The sequence below is a fragment of the Pontibacter sp. 13R65 genome (assembly GCF_047525655.1).
Taxonomy (GTDB): domain Bacteria; phylum Bacteroidota; class Bacteroidia; order Cytophagales; family Hymenobacteraceae; genus Pontibacter.
On record NZ_JBLIQL010000008.1, the window covers coordinates 45,428 to 67,977 of the forward strand.

Annotated in this window: 16 protein-coding genes; 12 read left to right on the forward strand and 4 right to left on the reverse strand. The window is 47.5% G+C overall.

Annotated features, from left to right (window positions below):
- Positions 1-238: 238 nt before the first annotated feature.
- From ACMA1I_RS11595 to ACMA1I_RS11630, 8 genes are all read left to right on the forward strand, one after another.
- Entirely contained in the window at positions 239-3,076 is a 2,838-nt protein-coding gene (locus ACMA1I_RS11595) for an alpha-amylase family glycosyl hydrolase (protein ID WP_337068499.1), read from the forward strand.
- A gap of 225 nt (positions 3,077-3,301) precedes the next feature.
- Positions 3,302-6,067 carry a substrate-binding domain-containing protein gene (locus ACMA1I_RS11600; RefSeq protein ID WP_337068500.1) on the forward strand — a complete coding sequence of 922 codons (2,766 nt, stop codon included), beginning with the start codon at positions 3,302-3,304 and terminating at the stop codon, positions 6,065-6,067.
- Between the two features lie 709 nt (positions 6,068-6,776).
- Positions 6,777-8,144, forward strand: a complete 1,368-nt coding sequence (locus ACMA1I_RS11605) for a sugar porter family MFS transporter (protein WP_337068501.1) — start codon at positions 6,777-6,779, stop codon at positions 8,142-8,144.
- Positions 8,145-8,214: 70 nt separating this feature from the next.
- Positions 8,215-9,156 carry a carbohydrate kinase gene (locus tag ACMA1I_RS11610; protein ID WP_337068502.1) on the forward strand — a complete coding sequence of 314 codons (942 nt, stop codon included), beginning with the start codon at positions 8,215-8,217 and terminating at the stop codon, positions 9,154-9,156.
- A 67-nt stretch (positions 9,157-9,223) separates the two neighbouring features.
- Positions 9,224-10,555, forward strand: a complete 1,332-nt coding sequence (locus ACMA1I_RS11615) for a SusC/RagA family TonB-linked outer membrane protein (protein WP_337068503.1) — start codon at positions 9,224-9,226, stop codon at positions 10,553-10,555.
- A complete protein-coding gene (locus ACMA1I_RS11620) occupies positions 10,552-10,908 on the forward strand; it encodes a glycoside hydrolase domain-containing protein (RefSeq protein ID WP_337068659.1) in 357 nt (118 codons plus the stop codon). The genes ACMA1I_RS11615 and ACMA1I_RS11620 overlap by 4 nt, the downstream gene beginning before the upstream one ends.
- Before the next feature lie 245 nt (positions 10,909-11,153).
- Positions 11,154-12,812 carry a glycoside hydrolase family 32 protein gene (locus tag ACMA1I_RS11625; protein ID WP_337068504.1) on the forward strand — a complete coding sequence of 553 codons (1,659 nt, stop codon included), beginning with the start codon at positions 11,154-11,156 and terminating at the stop codon, positions 12,810-12,812.
- Positions 12,813-13,197: 385 nt separating this feature from the next.
- Positions 13,198-14,400, forward strand: coding sequence for a beta-ketoacyl synthase N-terminal-like domain-containing protein (locus ACMA1I_RS11630; RefSeq protein WP_337068505.1), 1,203 nt, complete (start codon positions 13,198-13,200; stop codon positions 14,398-14,400).
- A gap of 14 nt (positions 14,401-14,414) precedes the next feature.
- On the opposite strand, the gene ACMA1I_RS11635 is transcribed toward ACMA1I_RS11630, so the two are convergent.
- Genes ACMA1I_RS11635 through ACMA1I_RS11650 form a run of 4 tightly spaced genes read right to left on the reverse strand, consistent with a single transcriptional unit; the run spans position 14,415 to position 16,178 of the window.
- Positions 14,415-14,978, reverse strand: coding sequence for a DUF4256 domain-containing protein (locus ACMA1I_RS11635; protein WP_337068506.1), 564 nt, complete (start codon positions 14,976-14,978; stop codon positions 14,415-14,417).
- Positions 14,979-14,987: 9 nt separating this feature from the next.
- A complete protein-coding gene (locus tag ACMA1I_RS11640; protein ID WP_337068507.1) occupies positions 14,988-15,380 on the reverse strand; it encodes a DoxX family protein in 393 nt (130 codons plus the stop codon).
- Positions 15,377-15,853, reverse strand: coding sequence for an SRPBCC domain-containing protein (locus tag ACMA1I_RS11645; protein WP_337068509.1), 477 nt, complete (start codon positions 15,851-15,853; stop codon positions 15,377-15,379). Before ACMA1I_RS11645 ends, ACMA1I_RS11640 begins: the two co-directional genes overlap by 4 nt.
- A 10-nt stretch (positions 15,854-15,863) precedes the next feature.
- Positions 15,864-16,178, reverse strand: coding sequence for a metalloregulator ArsR/SmtB family transcription factor (locus ACMA1I_RS11650; protein WP_337068510.1), 315 nt, complete (start codon positions 16,176-16,178; stop codon positions 15,864-15,866).
- Positions 16,179-16,554: 376 nt separating this feature from the next.
- On the opposite strand from ACMA1I_RS11650, the gene ACMA1I_RS11655 reads away from it, so the two are divergent.
- The 4 genes from ACMA1I_RS11655 (at position 16,555) to ACMA1I_RS11670 (ending at position 22,431) form a co-directional block, all read left to right on the forward strand.
- The gene (locus ACMA1I_RS11655; protein ID WP_337068511.1) at positions 16,555-19,533 is read left to right on the forward strand and encodes an FAD-binding and (Fe-S)-binding domain-containing protein; all 2,979 of its coding nucleotides are present in this window, start codon (positions 16,555-16,557) and stop codon (positions 19,531-19,533) included.
- A 214-nt stretch (positions 19,534-19,747) separates the two neighbouring features.
- Positions 19,748-20,905 carry a Gfo/Idh/MocA family oxidoreductase gene (locus tag ACMA1I_RS11660; protein ID WP_337068512.1) on the forward strand — a complete coding sequence of 386 codons (1,158 nt, stop codon included), beginning with the start codon at positions 19,748-19,750 and terminating at the stop codon, positions 20,903-20,905.
- Between the two features lie 8 nt (positions 20,906-20,913).
- On the forward strand, positions 20,914-21,975 hold the full coding sequence (locus ACMA1I_RS11665; protein ID WP_337068513.1) for a sugar phosphate isomerase/epimerase: 1,062 nt from the start codon (positions 20,914-20,916) through the stop codon (positions 21,973-21,975).
- Between the two features lie 123 nt (positions 21,976-22,098).
- On the forward strand, positions 22,099-22,431 hold the full coding sequence (locus tag ACMA1I_RS11670; protein WP_337068514.1) for a hypothetical protein: 333 nt from the start codon (positions 22,099-22,101) through the stop codon (positions 22,429-22,431).
- The last annotated feature ends 119 nt before the right edge of the window (positions 22,432-22,550 follow it).

Sequence of the window (22,550 nt, forward strand, 5' to 3'; positions counted from 1 at the left end):
AATTGCTGGTTACTGATTCCATAATTAAACAGGATACTATAGCTGGCTCGCAGTACTTAACCCAGTTCTTGGGTTGATCCCTTTCCCCAGCCTGGAGCACTCGGAGCTTGAGCAATGCAACAATTCTGTATGAGGGCACAGGATGAAACTGTTGCAAAGAGTATTAGAACTAATATAAAAAAGCTTCCTAAATCAAGAGAGCAAAACAAATTATACTAACAGTATAAAATCTATTTCTATGGAACCTACACCTCTACTAAAATTCACGTTGCGCAACCTGTTCCTCCTGCTACTGGTGCTAACAATGGCCCAGGCCAACCTACTTGCCCAGGCAGTAACAACAATTCCTGCATTTCCTACCGCAGATCAGGAGGTAACTATCGTTTTTGACCTGAAGCAGGCAAAGGACACAAGGGCGGCGGCATTGCTGGGTAAAACAAAGGATGTGTACCTCTGGTCAGGAGCAGGCACTACAACTTCCGGAGCAGCATATGAGTATACACCGTCCGGCCAAACCACCTGGGCGGCTCCTTTCGAGCCAGGCCGCATGACCTCGCTCGGCAACGACCGCTGGGAGATTAAGCTGGTGCCTAGAACCTATTTTGGCGTACCGGCAGATAAACCTATTGTAAAGCTGGGATTACTGTTAAAAAACGGCAATGGCTCGGCCCAGACCGAAGACTTTATTCTACCTATTTATTCCAGTGGATTACAAGTGGCTATTCAGGCACCAGCCCAGGCTTCTTTTTTTGTGCAGGCCAATGCTGTCATTCCTGTTAAGGCTACTGCCTCTGCAACTGCCGATATAATAATAAGGGTGGATAATGTGGTGGTGCATTCGGTACAGCAAAATACAACTATAGCATACAACCTGAACACTGGAACGCAGGCTGGTGTACGCAGAAAAGTAGAGATAGAAGCTAAAACTGCCACCGAAACAGCTACTCAAACGTTCTACTTTACAGTGCAGCCACAACCTATAATTGCGCAGCTGCCAGCCGGAATGCAGGATGGTATTAACTACATGAGTGCCGACAAAGTACTGTTGTCGCTTTTTGCACCGGATAAGAGCTTTGTGTATGCCATCGGTGAATTTAATAACTGGACACCTTCTCCGGACTACCTGATGAAACAAACTCCCGATGGCACCCGCTATTGGCTGGAAGTAAGCGCTCTACCAGCAGGGCAGGAAGTAGCTTTCCAGTACCTGGTAGATGGCACCATAGCCGTGGCCGATCCGTATGCCGACAAACTGCTGGACCCTAACAACGACCAGTATATTCCGGCTGCTACGTACCCAAACCTGAAAGCTTACCCAGCTGGTGCAACCGGCATTGTGTCGGTGCTGCAAACCAACCAGCAACCCTATACCTGGCGCATACAAAATTTTCAGCGGCCAGACCCTGCCAACATGGTGGTGTACGAACTGCTGGTGCGTGACTTTGTAGGTACCCAGAACTTCAAAACCCTGGCCGATACACTCTCATACCTGAAGCGACTTGGCGTAAATGCTATTGAACTGATGCCGGTAAATGAGTTCTCCGGCAACAACTCCTGGGGCTATAATCCTATCTTCTATTTTGCCCCAGACAAAGCCTATGGCACCAAAAACGATCTTAAAGCTTTTATAGACAAATGCCATGAGTACGGTATGGCCGTTATCCTGGATATGGTGCTGAACCAGGCCGATTATGAATTTCCATATGTAAAGCTTTATTGGGATGGATCAAAACCTGCTGCCAACAGCCCCTATTTCAATCAGGAAGCCACGCACCCCTTTAATGTATTTTTTGATTTTAACCACGAAAGCGAAGCGACCAAGGCGCTGGTACAGCGGGTAAACCGGTATTGGCTCGAGGAGTACAACATAGATGGCTACCGGTTTGACCTTTCGAAAGGGTTTACGCAGAAAAACAGTGGGAGCAATGTTGGTTCCTGGAGTGCCTACGATGCTGGCCGCATAGCCACCTGGAAAAGAATCTACGATGAGATTCGTGCCTACGATGCCACCGCCTATGTGATGCTGGAGCATTTTGCCGACAACCAGGAAGAAAAAGAACTAGCGGACTATGGCATGCTTTTCTGGGGCAACCATAACCACGACTACCGGAACATAGCCAAAGGGGTGCAGGCCAGCCCAACCTGGATTTCGTTTAAGCAGCGCAACTGGCAGAAACCGCATGTAGTTGGTTACCTCGAAAGCCACGATGAGGAGCGCTTGCTTTACGATGTGCTGCAGGCGGGTCGGTCGGAGGGAAGCTATAATACCCGTACCCTTACCACTGCGTTGAACAGAGCTAAACTCGCAGCCGCCTTTTTTTTACCAGTTCCGGGGCCAAAGCTTATCTGGCAATTCGGAGAGTTAGGCTACGATGTGTCCATCGACTTTAACGGTCGCACTGGCGAAAAGCCCATTCGGTGGGAGTACCAGCAGGACCCGGAGCGGCAAAAGCTATACCAGGTGTACGCCGCTCTTATTAACCTCAAACTTAACCAACCCGCCTTCCAGACCTCCGACTTTACACTCGATTTTAGTGCTCTGGTGAAAAGGATTACCCTTCGCCACGAAACCATGGATGTACACCTTATCGGAAACTTCGATACCAAATCGCAAAGTGTTAGTGCAAACTTTCCTAAAACAAGCAGCTGGTACGACTACTTTGCAGGAGGAGCAGAAGTAGTATTTGCCAATACAGCCGAAAAGCTGACGCTGCAGCCTGGTGAGTTCCGCTTGTTTACGACCGTTAAACTGCCGGCACCAATACCGGAGCTACTGCCGTGGCAAGGACTGGTGCTCTCAGAAAAAGAGCCGCAACTATCCAGAGAAGAAGTGCTGCTGTATCCGAACCCGGCCCAGAACAACGCCTTGGTAGAAGTAAGCGGTGCCTACCGTGGAGCTGTGCACCTGAAAGTAACCGACACCGCAGGGCGGGTGCTCCGGACAGCTAAGGCAACCAAACAGGGCCAGATGCTCCAGCACCAGCTCCACCTGCACTCTTTAGCCGGAGGGCTTTATTACCTCCAGATCGAAAAAGGAACTGAGCGGACGGTGTTAAAGCTATTAAAAGTGGAATAAATATTTATAATAGTAATTAGTTTTGAAACCCTTTGAATACCTGCCGTAGCGGCTCCACAAGCTACTACGGCAGGTATACTTATTTACAGGGAAGTTGCTTAATCGTTTAAAATGACTAACGCTTGTTTTGATATTTAACTAATTTAGGTTAGATTCGAATTTAGAGAATCTCAACTTCCTGATCTTAAATTGCAAATGTATTCGGCAACTAAACTTCTGACATCTGTGCTACTGCTGTTTGTGGCGGTGCTGACGGGCTGTCAACAGACAGAAGAAGATAAGTCGTTTACTATCGGTTTTTCACAATGCACGGAGGGCGATGCCTGGCGCAAAGCCATGCACGAGGAAATGGAGCGGGAGGCCTCTTTTTATCCGGAGCTCAAGCTGCAAATAAGAGATGCCAAAAACAGCAGCCAGGTGCAGGTGGAGCATATCCGGGATTTTATGAAACAGGGAGTGGACCTGCTTATTGTTTCTCCCAACGAGGCCGATCCTATTACCCCTGTGGTAGAAGAAGCTTTTCATAGAGGAATTCCGGTCATTGTAGTCGATCGCAAAACCAGCTCTTCTATGTACACGGCCTATGTAGGAGCCAATAATTACCAGATCGGTAAGCTGGCAGGAGAATATGTTGCCAAACTGCTGAATGGGAAGGGGCGTATTGTGGAGGTGTGGGGGCTACGGGGCTCCTCGCCGGCCATTGAGCGCCACAACAGTTTTGCCGCTGCCATTGCTGCTTACCCGGACATCCAGATAGTGGCGGAAGTTAATGGAGAATGGGAAAAGGAAGTTGCCAAACGGAAGTTTCCGGCCATATATGAACAGCAACAGGAGGTAGACCTGGTTTTTGCTCATAATGATGTAATGGCTTTAGGTGCCTACGAAAGCATCAGAAACCCGCAGGAGCAAAAGCGCCTAAAGTTTATCGGGTTCGATGGACTAGGGGGCCCTAACGGCGGCTTGCAGTTTGTGCAGGATGGTATCCTGGACGCCACTTTTTTGTACCCAACTGGCGGGGAAGAAATAATGCAGCTGGCTTACGACATTTTGCACGGCAAACCTTATAAAAAAGAAAATATTCTTAGCACAACTGTCATTGATGAGCGCAATGTGCACATCATGAAACAGCAGTCGGACAAAATTCTGGCGCAGGAGAAAAACATTGAGCGGCAGCAGCACTTGCTTTACGAGCAAATTCAGTTGTTTAATAGCCAACGCACACTTTCTTATTTTTTGCTGGCCAGCCTGGTTGGCAGTATTATTATGGGAGCTCTGGCCCTGCTCTCGTTGCACGCCAAGAAAGAAGCCAATAAAGAGTTGCTCGCCAGAAATAACGAGGTGATGCAGCAACGAAACGAGATTGCCCGCATGGCTAAAAAAGCAGACAAGGCAACAGAGGCTAAGCTAAAGTTCTTTACGAATGTTTCGCACGAGTTTCGTACTCCGCTTACCCTTATATTAGGTCCCGTGGAAGATGCCTTGCACAGCCCCATATCGGCAGATCTGAAGAAGGACATGCAATTGGTGAAGAAAAACGCCATCAGGTTGCTCCGGCTGGTGAACCAGTTGATGGACTTCAGCAAGATTGACAACAAAAAGATGAAGCTGCAGGCTGCGGAAGGCGACATAGTATCCTTTATAAAAGATATTACCGCTTCTTTTGAACGCCTGGCTCAAAAGCGGAACATTCGGTTCAGGCTCCAAACCTCCATGCCGGAACTGCCCGTATTTTTCGATACAGATAAACTGGATAAAGTTCTGTTTAACCTCCTCTCTAACTCCTTTAAGTTTACCAGCGATGGGGGAGTGATTATGGTAGGGTTGCAGGTGAACGAGCAGCACGACAAGGTTGTGATTACTGTGGAAGACAATGGCAAGGGCATGTCGTTGCAGCATGCCGAACGTGCCTTCGACAGGTTCCATACCGGCGAAGACAGCAGTAACCTGGGCACAGGCCTTGGGCTGGCACTGTCTAAAGAATTTGTGAAGCTACACCACGGGGAGATAACGGTGGTGAGCGAGGAGTGGAAAGGAACCAAATTTGTAATAAGTTTGCCATTGGGCCAAGACCATCTAAAAACAGAGGAGCTGCTGACGGATGTAGGCAAAAATGCTATTCAGCTTGTTCCGGGTGTTATGGAGGCGGAGCAGCAGGTAACCGTTATTGATGCTGCACCATCGGCCGATCAATCCGCGCACAAGGAGCATACCATTCTCCTGATAGAAGATAACAAGGAGCTAAGAGAGTATCTGAAAATGAGGCTGGATAAAAGCTTTAATGTAATAGAGGCACCAAATGGGGGAGTAGGGCTGCAGCAAGCCTTCGGTAAAGTGCCGGATCTGGTGATTTGTGATGTAATGCTACCAAAACAGAATGGTTTGGAGGTAACCGCCACCCTAAAAAACGACCTGCGCACATCCCATATCCCGGTCATATTGCTTACCGCTAAAGATACGGTCGAATATAAAATAGAAGGCATACAATCAGGGGCCGATCTTTATGTAACCAAACCCTTTAGTTACCTCTACCTGCTCGAAAGAATAAAAGGACTGCTCAAAAACCGGGCACTGCTAAAGGAGCATTACAGCAGCGAGATTTCCGTTGAAACCAAAACAGTTTCCCCACCTAAGCAACTTGATAAGAAATTTATGAATGAGGTGATGGCGGTGGTAGAAAAGAACCTTTCGAACCCCGAGTTAAATGCCAACAGCATAGCCGCCAGCCTCGGCATGTCTAAAGTGCAGGTATACCGCAAAATGAAAGCGCTTCTTGGATTCACGGTCAACGACTACGTAAACAACATGCGCCTTAAAAAAGCGCGGCACCTTTTGCTGCATACCGATCGTAACATTTCTGAAATAGCTTATGAAGTGGGTTTTTCCTCGCCTGCTTATTTCTCTACGGCCTTCAGAAACCATTTCGACATGAGCCCTTCTGATTTTAAGGCAGCTCGTTCCTCCGGCCAAGGTAGCCACGTTCCCCAATCCTAAACTGCAAGCCCTTCGCTGTTTAACCTATTTTAACCTCCTGAGGGGCATTTTCATTAGAAGAATTTGTAGCTGATCATTGATAATTACCTGTTAGAAATGGGCCCTATTTTAATTGGTTCATGGTAATTGAGCGGCCCTTTAAGATTTTGCTACGAGCATTCAGCTAATAGTTTTAAACAATGCGAATGTTCAACTCGCGTGAGCCATTACTACTACCAATTATTTCAATGAAATAAGCCTTCCAGAGCCAAATCTATTGAAAACAGGCTTAGGGCTCAGCTCATTTTTTAAGCTAAATATTCCTGTTGTGTGGCAATAAATATTCACTTCTTCTACATCTGCCACCTAAAGTAGCACCTTCGACATGTTTCCTTTAGCAGATTATTGCCTGCAGGTTTACCTGTAGCCAGTCCATCTTCAAAACCAGAAGACTTATAGGCACCGGCTTCTGTGGTACGAATGTTATTTAGAAAGACTTATTCTGCGAATCACGAACAGTTGTAAGTTAAAAGTGATCAAAAATTGAAAACAGGAAACAATTTTAAAAGTGCGTTTCAAAACTTTTCTACTCAAAAAGTTGCTAAAAATACTGTTTAGGGCTTCTGCAGAGCCAAATTCAGGAAAGATTCATTTCCAAAACTTATTGATACAAATCTGAAAGGTCTTTTTGCCTCATGCCGCTAGTTTTGATAAAAAATAACAAGTTGCGATGAACGAGAGAAGAATTCTATTTTGGTCTGTAACAGTAGCACTGGGCGGTTTCCTGTTTGGTTTCGACACTGCTGTAATTTCAGGGGCTGAACAATCCATACAAACAGTCTGGCAATTGGACGTGTTTCAGCATGGTCTCACAGTTTCTATTGCCTTAATCGGGACTGTGTTAGGCGCCCTCTTTGGAGGTATTCCTTCCGACAGGTTTGGCCGCAAGAACACACTGTTCTGGATAGGTGTGCTTTACTTGATCTCTGCCTTAGGCTCCGCATTGGCTACAGATTGGTACTCCTTCCTGTTCTTTCGCTTTATTGGCGGTCTGGGTGTTGGTGCTTCTTCTGTGGCGGCTCCTATGTATATAAGCGAAATAGCGCCTGCCAAACAAAGAGGTCGCATGGTGGCCATGTTTCAGTTTAATGTGGTGCTTGGCATTGTGATAGCGTATTTCTCTAATTACCTGTTGCAGAACAGCGGCCCCAATGCGTGGCGCTGGATGCTGGGCATAGAAGGCCTTCCAGCTGCTTTGTTTGTGGCCTTGGTTGTACTGGTGCCGGAGAGCCCTCGTTGGCTGATCGTAAAGAAAGGAGCCCTGGAGAAAGCCAGAGCAGTGCTGATGCTGATTAATCCTGCCACAGCAGATCAGGAATTAAAAACCATTAGTGAGGCTAGCCTGCAGGAGCAGCGTAGCCCTTCCGCAGCTCGTCTTTTTTCAAAGCAGCACCGCTTCCCCGTGATGCTGGCGGTACTGTTCGCAATTTTTAACCAGGTGTCAGGCATAAACGCCATTATCTATTACGCACCCCGTATTTTCGAAATGACTGGTCTGGGCAAAGACGCAGCCCTGCTTTCTACTACAGGCGTCGGAGTAATAAACCTTATTTTTACCCTTATAGGCCTGAGCCTGATCGATAAAATAGGGCGCAGAATTCTGATGATAGTTGGCTCAATGGGACTCATCCTGACACTAGGATTAGTGTCCTGGGCTTTTTACACTGCTCAGTTCGGTAGCCTGATGGTGCCTCTTTGCCTGTTTGCTTACATTGCGTTTTTTGCTTTCTCGCAGGGAGCCGTCATCTGGGTGTTCATTTCTGAAATTTTTCCTAATAGCGTGCGAGCCAGCGGACAAGCCCTTGGCAGTTTTACACACTGGTTTATGGCAGCCGTTATTGCTTTTACCTTCCCTTACATTACGTCCACACTCGGCGGTGGCACTACCTTCCTCATTTTCACTATCATGATGGTATTGCAGCTGCTATTTGTTTGGCGCCTGATGCCCGAAACAAAAGGCGTATCGCTGGAGGAAATCGGGCAGCAGACCGAATCAAAAGAAAGTGGCGACCTGATCAAAGCAACTAAAGTGTACTAAAATCTAAAAAGCCACCTATGGCCATTACCACTTCTAAATTGTTGAACTAACTCAAACATTTAACATACACATGACACAGCATATAATTTGTTTTGGAGAAACTTTATGGGACATCCTCCCGACCGGAAAAATGCCTGGTGGCGCTCCCATGAATGTGGCTATTCACCTGTCGTACAACGGTTTCAGAACCAGCGTCATCAGCAGGGTTGGGAACGATGACTTAGGAAAGGAATTATTACAGTTTTTACATTCAAAAGCGATCCCTACAGATTGGATACAGCAGGGAGAAACGCACCTGACTGGTGTAGTAAAAGCCAATATTTCTGACAAAAACGAGGTTACCTACAAAATTGTGGAGCCTGTCGCCTGGGATTACATTCAGTATGACGAGCAAACGGCAGAGCTGGTGCGCCAGAGCGATGTATTCATCTTCGGGAGCTTGGCCGCTCGGAGCATCACCACTTGCGCTACTTTGCTACGGTACCTGCCGCTGGCCAAGCTCAAAGTGTTTGATGTAAACCTCCGCCCGCCCCACTACAACCAGCGGTTGCTCTCTGAACTGCTGCAGCAGTCGGACATCGTAAAGATGAACCACCAGGAACTGGAAGAAATTGCAGGATGGCTTCAAATTTCCGGAAGCCAGCAGGAGCAGATGGAGCACGTAAGGCAGCAGTTTAACTTAAAATTAATTATTGTAACAAGAGGTGCACAAGGCGCTGCCGTGCTCGACGACAATGGATTTTATGAACATGCCGGCTACCAGGTCGAGGTGGAAGATACTATTGGCAGCGGGGATGCCTTTCTTGCCACATTCCTGACACACTACCTGCAGCAAAGGCCTATGGCAGAGGCATTGGAAAAAGCCTGTCTGTTGGGTGCTTTTGTAGCCACACAACATGGTGCCACACCTGCCTACAAACCAGTGGAGGTGGAGGAGAAGAAAGCTGTGTTTCTAAAAAATGAGCAGGAAGTTTTTATGGAGGAAAATAGCTCGGAAGGAGGAAGAAAATGAGGCAAAGAATACAACTGATGATCGCACTGATGCAAAATAGTAAAAGCTTACCTAAATCGCTTAAACCATGAAAAAACATATTTTTCTTTTTTTGCTTTGCATTTTTCTTTTACAATCGTTTGTAAGCTTTGCCCAGCAAGGTACAGTTGGTGGTAAGGTGGTAGATGCAAAAACCAACGAGGCCTTGCCAGGTGTAAACATAGGTGTTAAAGGATCATATAGGGGGACTGCCACAGATATAGACGGTAACTATAGTCTTCAGGCAAGCCCCGCCGATGTGTTGGTTGTTTCCTATTTAGGGTATATTACCAAAGAAGTAGCTGTTGGGAACCAAGCTAACATTACCATTACCCTCGAAGAAAACCGGGTAACACTTGAGCAGGTGGTCGTGACAGGTTACCAGACCGAACGGAAAAAAGACCTGACCGGTGCTGTAAGTGTAGTCGATGTGGAAGACATGAACCGGCAGGCCGTTGCTAACTCGATTAAAGGGGTGCAAGGGCGGGTAGCTGGCATGTACATCACTGGCAACGGATCGCCAAGTGCTCCTGCTACTGTTCGCATCAGAGGTATCGGAACACTTAACAACAACGACCCGCTTTACATAATAGATGGAGTGCCAACCAAAGCTGGCATGCACGAGCTAAACCCTGCCGACATAGAGTCGCTGCAGGTACTTAAAGACGCATCTGCAACCAGTATTTATGGTTCCAGAGCCGCAAATGGTGTCATTATTATTACGACCAAGCGGGGGAAGGCGGGAAAAACTCAACTCAATGCGAATGTATATACCTCCATCTCTTCCTTTACTACACGCACCAGGATGTTAGATACCGAAGGGTATGGTAGAGCGCTGTGGCAGGCAAACATTAACAATGGTACAGACCCAAACGCTAACAGCGTGCAGTACCTATTCGATTGGGGAGTTAACCCGCAGACAGGGAGTCCTGTTTTAAACAAAGTCATGGTTCCGGAGTATCTGGATGCCAACAGAACCATGAAATCTTCTAATACTGATTGGTTTGATGAGATTTCGCGTATCGGAGTAATCCAGAATTATGATTTATCATTGTCAAATGGAACCGAAAACGGCAGCTACCTTTTATCTGTAGGCTACTTCAATAATAGAGGGGTGATCAAAACTTCGGAGTTCGACCGCTTAACTGCCCGTTTAAATTCTGATTATAAAGTTCTTAAAGGCAGAATCACCATTGGCCAGAACTTAAGCCTCACCAAATCTGCAGAAGTGGGTGCAGGCCCAATGAATGAAGCGATGCAGGCCTTGCCGATTATCCCGGTTCGCACTGTAGACGGCACAGGGTGGGGTGGTCCTGTGGGGGGAATGAATGACAGGCAGCTAGTCAAACCTTTAACCCAATTAATGGCTCCAGAAAAATAGACTTTACCTTCACGTTTGATCATACTGCCGGAACCACTGGATTGATCTTTAACGCTGAAAACCCTGCGGAACCAGCCTTTAGGATAGAATTTGAACCACAGCACGACCGTGTGGCCGCTTATCAGGTTGCAGGAGGTAATAAACAGGAAGTGACCCGTGTACCTTTCGGTTTTAGGGCAGATTCGGAATATAAGGTGGAAGTAGTAATAGATGGGACAATATGTGTAGTGTATATTGATGGGAAGGCAGCATTGAGCAGCCGCATCTACGGCTTGGCTGGCAAGGAATGGGGAATATTTGCTAAAGGAACACAAACAGAATTCAAAGAAGTGCAAATACATGCGCCGGAGTAGCATCACTTTTGAAGAGCCCGATAGGCAAAGAAATTAAGCTAGTGAAGAATTTTTTTAATGAAAACTGCCTTCCGGAGCTAATTATTAAAAATTTAGGTATAGGCTAATTTGAAATTTTCTATTCGGATAAGAGGAACAGCATTCTTGCCTCTATACCTCCTTGAGTAGAGCTTTCGCTTGCCTAAAAACTATGAGGTACAGCTGACAGCGCATCATTAAATTTTCAACAGAAACACTACATTAAGATGAAAGGAAGAATAATAGTAAACGGTCTGGTGACACTACTAACTGCTACAGCCTTTAGCTGTAACTCTGGCACCAGCAAAAACGAAACCACCGCCTCTGAGCAGACACAGCAAAAAGAGAACTTAGTAGTGGAGCAGCACCGGCCGCAGTTCCATTTTACGCCACCGGCTAAATGGATGAACGATCCGAATGGCATGGTGTACCACAACGGTGAATACCACCTGTTTTATCAGCATAACCCCGATACCACCGTGTGGGCGCCCATGCACTGGGGCCATGCTGTGAGCAAAGACCTGGTGCAGTGGGAGCACTTGCCTGTTGCCCTGTACCCCGATAGCCTGGGCATGATCTTTTCAGGCAGTGCTGTAGTAGACATCAACAATACATCGGGGCTGGGTACTAAAGAAAACCCCGCGATGGTGGCCATTTATACTTACCACGACATGGAAGGAGAGAAGGCCGGCCGAACAGATTACCAGACGCAGGGCATTGCCTACAGCCTCGACAATGGCCGCACCTGGGAGAAATACAAAGCTAATCCTGTCCTGAAAAATCCGGGCATACGCGACTTCAGAGATCCCAAAGTAAGCTGGTACGAGGCCGGCAACAAATGGATCATGGCTCTGGCAGTAGCCGATAAAATCAGCTTTTATTCCTCCAAAAACCTGAAAGACTGGAAGCTGGAGAGTGATTTTGGGCAGGGCATAGGTGCGCACGGTGGAGTGTGGGAATGCCCGGACCTGTTCAAGCTGAAGGTGGAAGGCTCCGATCAGGAAAAGTGGGTGCTGCTGGTAAGCATTAACCCCGGCGGGCCGAACGGCGGATCGGCTACACAATATTTTATCGGCGACTTCGACGGCAGCAAATTCGTGATGGACAAGCAGTTCGAGGCCAGCCTGCGCAGTAAGCCCGCTACCACCGGAGATAAAAAAGGGCACGAAGGCATTTGGCTCGATTTTGGGCGCGATAATTACGCCGGCGTAACCTGGGCAAACGTGCCGGAGCAGGATGGGCGAAGGCTCTTTATGGGCTGGATGAGCAACTGGGATTATGCCAACGTAGTACCTACCGAAAACTGGCGCAGCGCCATGACGGTAGCACGCTCACTTTCCCTGGAAAAGACAGCGGCAGGTTTGCGTGTGGTTTCTCAGCCGGTAAAGGAGCTCCAGGCAATAACCAACACGGCTCATAACCTGGAGGCGCAGCCAATAACCGGAAGCCTTTTGTTGTCAGAAAAGTTTTCTGCACCGACTTCCACTTTTGATCTTAACCTGAATCTGGAACAAGCCACAGCAGGAAAAGACTTTGCCATCGAAGTAGCTAACAGTAAAAACCAAAAGGTAATAATTGGATATAAGGCTGCGGAAAATCAGTATTACATAGATAGAAGCAATGCCGGTAACCATGCCTTTTCTGAAAAGTTTGCAGGAGAACAAGTGGGCCCGAGGTTAAGTCAGGAGAAAATCTATAATGTACGGCTGTTGGTAGATGTAGCCTCCGTAGAACTGTTTGCAGATGGCGGCAAAACCACCATGACGGCTATTTTCTTTCCGGACGAACCGTTTACGAAGGTTCGCATTGTAGCAGAAAAAGGAGCGTATAACCTTAGGTCAGGTAAGATCACCAGCATAAAACCGAATAAGAATCCTGCTTCTTAAAAAGAAAGAAAGATAATCTAAACCCTTTTGAGCATGCTGCACTCCAGCAGTTTGCTTAAAAGGGTTTTTTATGTTGTAAAGCCTCCTACTCCAAATCAAAAATAGGAGTAGAGGCTTTTCCCTTCGGTTCCTTCAGCTACCTTTGTGGATGATTAGTCCTGAGTTTGGTTTTATGTTTTTGCCGGCAACCAGTAACCCTTTAGGCAATAACCTATAGAACACCTCTGGAGGGGCTTTTTCATTAGAATAATTTAAACATCTAAAGCTAAAGTACTCATTTGTTTATGTTGCTCCAGCGTTTCGTTTCATGCAAATAAGAGAAGCGGAACTTTCATACTGGTTAGAGCCGATATAAGCGTGAGCACCTGAACGACGCAAAGCAATCTTGTCTCAGAAAGAACATATTATTATCCGGGGATATGGCGCTATTTCACCCATGGGCCATACGCATGCTACTGTAGCTGCCTCTTTCGGCTTGGGGCAGCCTACATTTCAGGCTCGAACATTTAATGGGGTGGAGGTACCTGTTGGGGCCTTATCAGCTGAAGCAGATGCACTTTTAGCACAACTGGCAACGGAGAAGAAAGCTTACCAAAGCCTTGACAGAACTGTTTTAATGGCTATGTACGCAAGTAGGCAAGCCGTGAACCAGGCTGGCTGGGAGCAGCAGCACGACCTTGCCGTGAACATTGGGTCTTCCAGAGGAGCCACTGGCCTGTTCGAAAAGTATGTGCTGGAGTTTCATCAGACTGGCGTGGTGCCGGTACAGACATCTCCGGTAACGACGTTGGGAAACATTTCTTCGTGGGTAGCTCAGGATCTGGGAAGTGCCGGAGCTACCATGAGCCATTCTGTTACCTGCAGCACAGGCATCCAAGCCATTGCCAACGCCTTTGCCTGGCTTACATCAGGCATGGCCAGTAAATTTCTGGCAGGAGCAGCAGAGGCGCCGCTCACACCTTTTACCATTGCGCAGATGAAAGCCATTGGAATTTATTCCACCGATGGATCTGGCCCATACCCATGCCGGCCCCACAATGCAGAAAAAAAGAACACCTTTGTTTTAGGAGAAGGGGCTGCTGTGTTTGCGCTTGAAAAAGTTAAAGAGGCAGACCTGCAACATGCTGCTGCCCCTGCTGTAGTTTTGGAGTCAGTAGGTTTTGGATTCGAGGCCATTAATAGCAAAACAGGTATATCCCGCGACGGCGCACATTTTAAAATGGCCGTGCAGGATGCCCTACAAAAATCAGGAAACCCGGAACCGATTGACCTGATTATAATGCATGCCCCTGGCACAGTAGCCGGGGATGCAGCAGAGTGGCAGGCTATACTAAGTATTTTTGGAGAAGAAAGTATGCCTGCTTTTACCTCTACCAAGTGGCTGGTGGGGCATACTTTCGGTGCGTCGGCTTGTCTGAGCCTGGAGTACGCCCTGACCGTACTACAGGAGCAAGCGCTGCCTACATTCCCCTTCCCAACACGAGTTACTGCAGGAAAGGCACCTAAACAAATCAAGCGAATTCTGATAACTGCTGCCGGTTTTGGAGGCAATGCTGCTGCTATGATCGTACGGAAACTACCTTTTTAGCTGGTCAGGAGAGCTCAAAGCTTTAGCAAACCTCGAAAACCTCTGGCACCGTAATACGATTCTGCACCATTATGGTAAATGAAGACGCGTCCAAAACGGAAGTCTCCAAAGATGGCACCTCCTTTATTCCTAATGTCTGGCGGCGTAAGAATCCAGCTCGATGTTTTGGTATCGAACTTCCCTAGTTTTTGCAGTCCGAAGTATTGCTCTTCCGTTAACAACTCAATGCCCATTTCGGCTGCCATCCCAACAGCACTGTTCATCGGTTTATGCTGCTTCCTCGATTCCAGCGCCTCGTGATCATAACAAACACTTCTCCGGCCCTTCGGGCTTTCAGCTGAACAATCGCAAAAAATGTATTCGCCGGTGTTTTGGTCAAAATCAATAATATCTGGTTCTCCGCCTGTTTCTTCCATTTCATTCAGAGACCATAGTTTGTCAGGATGATCCTCCAGCTTTTTTTGAATTTTCACCCATTCAAGTTCAGGATGACGGTGCCTATGCTTCTCAAAGCGAGTTCGCATAATTTTAAAAAGTTCCTCAATTCTTTCCGAAGGAATTTTTGCTTCGTTTCTCATATTTTCACCTTATTCGTTAAGTGGCTTTACATTCAAAAGTTTTCTGTTCGCAGGCCTGAAATACCAGGAAGTTATGGTCAGGATTAGAAGTAGTAAGGTAGGAAGTGCTTCTGTAAAAGGGTTTCCAGCTAATAAATGAGACATAATGGCTCCTGAAGCCAGAAAGAAAAATCCGGCATAGGCCCATTCTTTTAGTAAAGGGAATTTTGAGATTAAGACGACTATGACGCCCAAAATTTTCCAAATTCCCAAAATTGAGAGCAAGTAGCTCGGGTAGCCCAACTGATGAAATGCCGCCACTTCTTCCTCCATTTTAAGTAATTGGACGATGCCAGTCGAGAGCATTCCCAACGCCAGCCAAACTGTAGCGATCCAATAGATAATGTTTTTGGTTTTATTCATAAAGCAGTTATTACCTTTTCCATGATCTTTTGCAGTTTGTTATGTGCCATGTTAATACCCTGAGCAAATGGCATCTGCAGCATCTGATCTCTGTCCGCCACTGATTTGTAGATGATATGCATGGTGAGACTGCTTTTGGTGGACGTTAATTCCTTAAACTCCAGGAACTCGAGCTGAACCGGGAAAGGGGTGTTCTCCATTTCGAAGGTTCGGGTAATTTTTTGATTGGGAACAAACTCATGAATAACGCCATTAGCCCGGAACAACACGTTTTCTTGCGCATCTTTTGTTTCGAACAGGTAACTGCCGTGAGGCTTGCTTTCCAGTTTTAAGACAGTGTTACCCATCCATTGCTCAACCAGTTCAGCTTCAGTATAAGCTCTAAAAAGTAAGCTCAGAGGTATATCAAATTCCCGGGTAATCAGTATTTCTTGTTTGCTGTCTTCGGCATGTACTTTTGTTTTTCTCTCCATAGTTTTTAGGTTATTGATATTTTTTCATTATGCTTTCCAGCTTATTGAATTTGTCATCCCACATTTGACGGAATGGCTCAATAAAATCGGATATGTCCTTAAGTTTGTGCGGGTTTATGTGGTAATGCATTTCTCTGCCATCCTGCACTTGTTTCAACAGTTCGCATTCTGTGAGAATTTGCAAATGCTTGGAAACGGTTGGTCTTGCAGTGTTAAAATTAGCAGCTATAGCGCCAGCCGTCATCGACTGTGTGGCCAGCAGAAGTAAAATAGCTCTTCTGGTCGGGTCGGCTATCGCCTGAAATACGTCTCGTCTTAAATTCATTTTGTAGTCATTTGGCTACAAATATAAATGTAGTTAAATGACTACACAAATTTTAATATAAAATCTTTGGATGATCTGTGGCAGTATGAGACTCTGCTACTGAACAATTGGTCTGCCCTGTTTATTGGTAGAAGGTGTGTAACAATCTAGTGCAACCTTTTAATCAATCCCCATTACCCTAACCCCGACTAGCACTAACTACCCTTCGGAAGGCCATTTTCATTAGAATAATTCAGAATCAGCTGGTCAGGCACGGAAATTTCAATAGATAACTTTATATTGCTTTGCGTTTCCTAATGAACGAAACCCGCAGTAAAAGTAACCTTGTAGTTCCGAAGTCTAATCTCATAAGTAAAGCCTTTAACCTTCATTCAGAATGAATTCTGACACCCTAATGTCTGCTTTCGCAGCGCTTGCCAAAGAGTTAGCAGGAGAGTTTTATTTCGACAACTCCTCGCTGCATGAGTCGCAAAAGCTGATTTATGCCACCGATGCCTCTGTATACCAGGAAAAACCCTTGGCCGTCGCGCTTCCAAAAACAACTGCCGACATTAAAACGCTAATTCGTTTTGCTAATGAATACCAGCTTTCGCTCATACCGAGGGCTGCAGGTACTTCTCTGGCCGGGCAAGTAGTTGGTAATGGCATTGTAGTAGATATTTCGAAGTATCTGAATCAGGTGTTGGAGGTGAATGTGCAGGAGCGCTGGGTGCGGGTGCTGCCAGGTGTGATCCGCGACGATTTAAATGCCCTGCTGCGACCACACGGACTCATGTTTGGGCCAGAAACATCCACAGCCAACCGCGCCATGATAGGAGGGATGATTGGCAACAACTCCTGCGGCCTGCACTCCATTGTGTGGGGCGATACCCGGGAGCACCTGCTTTCGGCCAACGTTTTGCTGAGCGATGGTTCCGAAACAGAATTTAAGCCACTAACAGCAGAGGAAGTAGCTATAAAAAGTGCGCAGCAAACCCTGGAGGGAGAAATTTACCGCACTGTGAGCGAGCTGGTAAAGGACGAAACCAACAGAGCTTTAATTGAAAAGAATTATCCGAAGGCAACCTTAACCCGCCGCAACACCGGGTATGCCCTTGATATTTTAGTAGCGAATGCGGTGGCGGCAGGCACCGATGCCCTGAACCTTTGCAATCTGCTGGCAGGCTCTGAAGGAACACTTGCTTTTGTGACCGAAGCCAAGCTTAACATGATCCCGCTGCCGCCAAAAGAAGAAGGTCTTGTCTGCATCCACTGCAGTTCGTTGCCGGAGGCGCTGCTGGTAAACCTGGTGGCCCTTAAGCACCAGCCAATGGCCTCGGAACTGGTAGATGATTATATATTAGGTTTTACCAAGGGGCACCCTGTGTACCAGTACAATCGCTTTTTTATAGAAGGTGAGCCGGCCGCGCTGCTAATGGTTGAATTTATGGCTGACACGCAGGATACAATCACTAGGATGGCCAATGCCTTGGTCACTGATTTAAAGGAAGCAGGTCTGGGCTATGCCTACCCACTGATAAGAGGAGCAGAAACAAAGTTGGCCTGGGATGTTCGGAAAGCCGGTTTAGGCCTTATCCGCAACCTGCCAGGAGATTACCAGCCAGTGAACCTGATTGAAGATTGTGCGGTGTCGCCTGAGGACTTACCGGCTTACATTGCAGATCTGCAGGTGATACTGGATAAGTACAAGCTCAATGCTTCTTACTACGCCCATGCCGGCGCAGGGGAACTGCACGTGGAGCCTATGATCAACCTGAAAACTTCTGAAGGCAAGGAACTGTTCCGGACCGTGCTGCACGACACGGCGCTGCTGGTGAAGAAATACAACGGCTCTCTTAGCGGCGAACACGGCGATGGCCGCTTGCGCGGAGAGTTTATTCCCACTGTGTTGGGAGAAGAAGTATATGCGCTGCTGAAACAGGTGAAGCTGGCCTTTGATCCTAAAAGCGTTTTTAACGCCAACAAGATCGTAAATACGCCGCCCATGAACGAGCAACTCCGCTATGAGCCCGATAAGCAGGTAATACCGGTGGAGACGCTGTTCGACTTTTCGAAGCAGGAGGGTATTCTGCGCCTGGCAGAAAAGTGTTCCGGCTCCGGCGACTGCCGCAAAACCCATGTTACCGGCGGCACCATGTGCCCCAGTTACATGGCCACGCGCCAGGAAAAAGATACCACCCGTGCCCGCGCTAATATTCTGCGCCAGTTTCTCACCAGCTCCCCAAAAGAAAACCGCTTCGACCATGAAGAAATAAAAGAGGTGATGGACCTTTGCCTGAGCTGCAAAGCCTGTAAGTCGGAGTGCCCCAGCAGTGTGGATGTAGCCAAAATGAAAGCCGAGTTTCTGCAGCACTACTACGAGGCCAATGGTGTACCTTTCCGAACCCGCATGGTAGGTAATTTTACCAAATCGCAGCAGCTGGCCTCTTTGTTTCCGCAGCTCTACAACTACATCATCAACAACAGCGTGACCAGCAACCTGGTGAAGCGCGTAATAGGCTTTGCGCCAGACAGGTCTTTACCTACAGTGGGTAACCTTACCCTGCGCAGTTGGAAAAAAAAGTGGGACAAAAAGCGTAAGGCAGCTGGTACTGCATACAAGCCGCTGCGCCAGGTAAACCTTTTCTGCGATGAGTTTACCAATTACAACGATGTGGAGATCGGCAAAACAGCCATCAAACTTCTGACAGCATTAGGCTATGAGGTTCATCTGCCGGAGCACCTGGAAAGCGGCCGCACCTATCTGTCAAAAGGGCTGGTAGAGAAGGCGAAAAGCATTGCGCACCACAATGTGAAGGTCCTGGCAAAGGTGGTGAAAACCGATGTCCCTCTCCTTGGCATTGAGCCCTCTGCTATACTGACTTTTCGCGATGAGTACCCTGACCTTGTGTCGCCGGAGCTACTGTCAGACGCACAGTTTCTGGCCAAGCATTCCTTACTGATAGAAGAGTTTCTGGTACAGGAAGTGGCAAAAGGCCACCTGTCAGCAGATCAATTTACAGACAAACCGCAGCTCATTAAACTGCATGGGCACTGCTACCAGAAAGCCTTAAACGCATTGGCACCCACACAACAAATCTTATCCTTACCGCAAAATTATGTGGTAGAGCAAATTCCTTCGGGCTGTTGTGGCATGGCCGGCTCGTTTGGGTACGAAAAGGAGCACTACGATGTCTCCATGAAAATTGGCAGCCTGGTCTTGTTTCCTGCAGTAGAAGCGCTGGCGCCAGAAACTATTATTGCCGCTGCCGGTACCAGTTGCCGCCACCAGATAAAAGACGGCACCAAAAGGCAGGCCCAGCACCCCGTAGAAATCCTGTGGCAGGCATTAAAAATCAATGACCAGATGCCTTGATCAGTTTAGTAGTGAAAATTTAACAAATCAGCATTTTACTTCATCTAATAGTAACAGGAGGAGTAAAGTGCTGATTTTGAGCTTATGGACTATCAGAAGACCATAAATAATTAACGTTATAACAAAGCTTTCTTCAGGAATTAGAAGGAATTTTTGATTTTTTTTACTAACTAAGATTTGTAAACCAATTCAAGATTTCTCTATAAACTGAAAAATGCATAAAAAATTAAGATTAGGCATGGTAGGCGGCGGACAAGGCGCTTTTATCGGAGCCGTTCATCGTATTGCTGCCCAACTCGATAATGCTTACGAGCTGGTATGCGGCGCCTTCAGCAGTAACCCCGAAAAATCTAAAGCAAGTGGCGAGATGCTTGGGCTTGCGCCGGAAAGAGTATATGCCTCTTACCAGGAGTTGTTTGAAAGAGAGAAACAACTTCCTGAAGACCAACGGGTGCAGGTAATCAGTATTGTTACTCCCAACCATGTGCACTTTGAACCCGCCATGCTGGCCATGCAAAATGGTTTCCATGTAATACTGGATAAGCCCATGACCTACTCTTTAGAAGAGGCGCTGGAGCTGCGAAACGTAGCGAACCAGACAGGCATGCTCTTCTGCCTTACGCACACCTATACCGGCTACCCCATGGTAAAAGAGGCTAGGCAACTGGTGGCATCAGGCAAATTGGGCAAAATCCGCAAAGTCTATGTAGAGTACCCGCAAGGCTGGCTCAGCACGTTCGCCGAAGGAGGCGAAAACAAACAAGCTTCCTGGAGAACGAACCCGGAGCAGAGCGGCAAAGCCGGCGGTATGGGCGACATAGGCACCCACGCCTTTAACCTGGCCGAATATGTCAGCGGCCTGGAGGTAACGCAACTCTGTGCCGACATTAACATAGTAGTAGAAGGTCGCCAGCTGGACGATGACGGGGCTGCTTTCCTGCGTTTCAACAACGGTGCGAGTGGCGTGCTAATGGCTACACAAATTGCAGCAGGCGAGGAGAACAATGTAAAGATCCGGGTGTATGGTGAAAAAGGAGGTTTGGAGTGGCAGCAGGAGATCGCCAATACCTTGCAGGTAAAATGGCTGGATCGCCCGGCAGAGATTTATCGCACCGGCGGCGGCTATACCACTTCTTTCGCCCAGCACAATACCCGCACGCCCGCCGGACACCCTGAAGGTTACCTGGAAGCGTTTGCCAACCTTTACCGCAATTTCGCCCTGTGTGTAACCGCTGCCCTAGAAGGCACAGAAGCGAAGCCGGAGTGGCAGGATTACCCAGGAATTGAAGAAGGCGTACGCGGCATGGCTTTTATTGAGCACGTGGTGGCTTCCGGCAAATCAGAAAACAAATGGACTGACTTTACTATCTAAGACAAACGATGAAGACAATAAAAGGACCTGCTATTTTCTTAGCACAGTTTTTAGGCGACCAGCCACCCTTCGATAATCTGGAAAATATTTGCCGGTGGGCGAAAAGTATCGACTTTGAAGGAGTGCAGATCCCGACCTGGAACAGTCAGTATTTTGACCTGCAGCAGGCTGCCGAAAGCAAAGCCTACGCAGAAGACATAAAGGGGCTGGTGGAGAGCCAGGGGCTTCAGATAACCGAGCTTTCTACGCACCTGCAGGGGCAGTTGGTAGCAGTAAACCCTGCCTACGACAAGCTGTTTGATGGCTTTGCCCCTGCAGCGTACCACAACAACCCCAAAGCCAGAACGGAATGGGCGGTGCAGCAGCTTAAATACGCCGCCAAAGCCTCTGAAAACCTGGGCCTGACGGCACATGCTACGTTTAGCGGAGCGCTGCTGTGGCAAACAGTGTACCCGTGGCCGCAGCGCCCTGCCGGCCTGGTAGACGATGGTTTTCAAGAGCTAGCCAACCGGTGGCTCCCCATCCTGAATGCTTTCGATGAAAGTGGGGTAGATGTATGCTATGAAATCCATCCGGGAGAAGACTTACACGATGGCGTTACCTACGAAATGTTCCTGGAGAAGGTAAATAACCACGCCAGGGCCTGTCTCCTCTACGACCCATCGCATTTTGTGCTGCAATGTCTGGACTATCTATCTTACATCGACCACTACCACGAGCGCATCCGGATGTTCCATGTAAAGGATGCCGAGTTTAACCCAACCGGAAAGCAGGGGGTGTACGGTGGCTACCAAAGCTGGATCAATCGCGCAGGCCGTTTCCGATCGCTTGGCGATGGGCAGGTAGACTTCAAAGCCATTTTCAGCAAACTAACAGCTTACGGATTCGATGGTTGGGCTGTGATGGAGTGGGAGTGTGCCCTTAAACATCCTGAAGACGGAGCTGTGGAAGGGGCAGCCTTTATCAAAGACCACATTATCAGGGTTACCGAAAAGGCTTTTGATGATTTTGCCGCTACAGGTAAAGATACTTCTTTAAACAGAAGTGTTTTAGGCTTAGATGCACGTTAGTTCAAAAACCAGGGCCTGTTGGACATGCCCCTAATTTCAGTAAAACATTTTACTACCTGCTAAAGGTGGTTTCTATATTGCAAGTGCTGCAAAAACAGGCAGCAAGACTAATTTTTACCTACCATGGAACAAGAAGGCAGATGGACGAAAGACGAAGATGGGTTTATGGAGTTTTACCCTTCTGAGTTGCAGCGGATTTACGAAGCCGTGACCGACCAATACCACGAAGTGTACAACCGGTACCTCGAAGAGTTTGATGACGATGATGAAGCGTACTACAAGTCTCTGGATGATGGTTACGAGATGATAACCGACTACAAAACTATTGACCAGGAGGAGCAGTTTACCACCACCTATGTTACGCCCTCTTTCGAACTCGACATCTGGTACGAAGTAGACGTGAATACCAAAAAACGTGTTTACGACAAAGGCTACATCAGAGTAAGCAGAAGATGAAAAGCGGAAGTAAATTATTTAAATGAAAATGACCTTCCGGAGGTAATTGGCTGTTGTTTACGCCAAGGGATTAACAGAGTGGCCAATCTAAGTCAACATTCCTTAAAACAAAAGCGGGG